This is a genomic window from Stenotrophomonas sp. HMWF003 (genome assembly GCF_003061285.1).
GTDB lineage: Bacteria > Pseudomonadota > Gammaproteobacteria > Xanthomonadales > Xanthomonadaceae > Stenotrophomonas > Stenotrophomonas maltophilia_AP.
The window spans coordinates 445-2,221 of sequence record NZ_QAIW01000455.1 but is presented as its reverse complement, the minus strand read 5'-3'; the positions used below and the strand labels follow the sequence as shown (position 1 = coordinate 2,221).

The following is a 1,777-nucleotide window of genomic DNA, read 5'->3' as shown; positions in this document are numbered from 1 at the left end:
GGCCTGCACCCCACCGCGAAGGCCCAGCCGCGGGTGCTGGACAACGTCTGGCCCCACCTCAAACCCCTGCTGTGACAAGGCGTCATTCCCGGGCGTGAGCGGCTTCACGCCACCTCCACCGCCGATGCGGCATGTTTCACAAAGCTGAAGAAAGAGGGAATCCCATGCGTCAGACAAAGGAGACCTCCGGCCTGGTGCTGGTGGTCGAGGACAACCGCAATATTTCCGAGATGATCGGTGAGTATCTGGAAGGCCGCGGGTTCGAAGTCGACTATGCCCAGGACGGGCTGGACGGCTATCGCCTTGCGGCGGAGAACAGTTATGACGTGGTGGTGCTGGACCTGATGCTGCCGCGCCTGGACGGCATAGAAGTCTGCCGCCGGCTGCGCAACGACGCCCGCAAGTCGACCCCGGTGCTGATGCTGACCGCGCGCGACACGCTGGACGACAAGCTGACCGGGTTGGGCTTCGGCGCCGACGATTACCTGACCAAGCCGTTCGCGATCCAGGAACTGGAAGCACGCCTGCGTGCCCTGATCCGTCGCGAACGTCGCCAGGTGGGCTCGGAAGTGCTCAAGGTGGCCGACCTGGTGCTGGATCCGGTGAGCATGCGGGCCACCCGTGCCGGCACCGAGCTGCAGCTGTCGCCGATCGGCCTGCGCCTGTTGACGATCCTCATGCGCGAATCGCCGCGTGTGGTGACCCGCCAGGAAATCGAGCGCGAGATCTGGGGCAATGGCCTGCCGGACTCGGACACCCTGCGCAGCCATCTGTACAACCTGCGCAAGATCATCGACAAGCCGTTCGACCGTCCGTTGCTGCACACCGTGCAGAGCGCCGGTTACCGCATCGCCGACATCGCCCAGCCGATGAGCTGATGCCCATCGCAGTGGCTGGCGCATGACCGGAGGGGCCTTGACCGGCCCCGATCGAGACAACGACCCGCGCGTGTGCGGGTCGTTGTCGTTTCTTGCACGACGGAATCACGACGCGCTTCCCTATAATCGCGTCGAACCGCCCTGGACCCCGTAATGCCGCACGGTCTGCCGCGCAAGATACGCATCGTCTTCATTCTCCAAGCCGTGCTGGCCAGCCTGGGCATCCTGCTGGGCGCGTGGCTGGTGTCGCTGGTGATCAAGCACAGCCTGGTCAGCAGCGCGCTGAAGGAAGAGGCGGCCTACTACTGGCAGCTCTACGACGCCTCGCCGATGCAGCCGCCGCCGAACACGCAGAACATACGCGGCTACCTGCTGGAGACCGGGCGTTCGCCGTTGAGCCTGCCGGCCAACCTGCGCGCGCTGCCGCCGGGGTTCCACGAACTGAAGGCCGACGATCAGCTGGTGCTGGTGGACGTGCGCCCGGAAGGGCGGCTGTACCTGGTGTTCCTGCGCTCGCGCGCGGAGATGCTGGCGTTCTGGTTCGGGATCGTGCCGGTGCTGCTGACGTTGCTGGCGGTGTACGGCGCGTCGTGGGTGACCTACCGGGCCTCCAAGCGGCTGGTGTCGCCGGTGAACTGGCTGGCGCGGCGGGTGTCGCGCTGGGATCCGGGCCACCCGGAAGCGGCCGATCTGGCGCCGGACAAGTTGCCGGCGGACATGCAGGGCGAAACGCGCCAACTGGCGGCGGCACTGCATTCGCTGGCAACGCGGGTCACGGCGCACGTGGCACGCGAGCGCAACTTCACCCGGGATGCGAGCCATGAGCTGCGCACGCCGCTGACGGTGATCCGGGTCGCCAGTGATATCGCGCTGGGCGACCAGGAGCTGACGCCGCGCCT

The 1,777-nt window shown here is 66.7% G+C and carries 2 protein-coding genes and 1 pseudogene; all 3 read left to right on the top strand.

Annotation, left to right across the window (positions count from 1 at the left end; all coding sequences use genetic code 11):
* Positions 1-75: pseudogene (locus tag DBR34_RS24310) on the top strand (arylesterase); the annotation flags it as partial.
* A gap of 89 nt (positions 76-164) precedes the next feature.
* On the top strand, positions 165-878 hold the full coding sequence (locus DBR34_RS20130; protein WP_019182442.1) for a response regulator transcription factor: 714 nt from the start codon (positions 165-167) through the stop codon (positions 876-878).
* A 153-nt stretch (positions 879-1,031) separates the two neighbouring features.
* Positions 1,032-1,777, top strand: a 746-nt coding sequence (locus tag DBR34_RS24305) for a histidine kinase dimerization/phospho-acceptor domain-containing protein (RefSeq protein ID WP_343125625.1), incomplete at its 3' end; no start/stop codon positions are given.

Coding starts and splice junctions, on each gene's coding strand:
- DBR34_RS20130 (WP_019182442.1), top strand. CDS start 165: ATGCGTCAGACAAAGGAGACCTCCGGCCTGGTGCTGGTGGTCGAGGAC.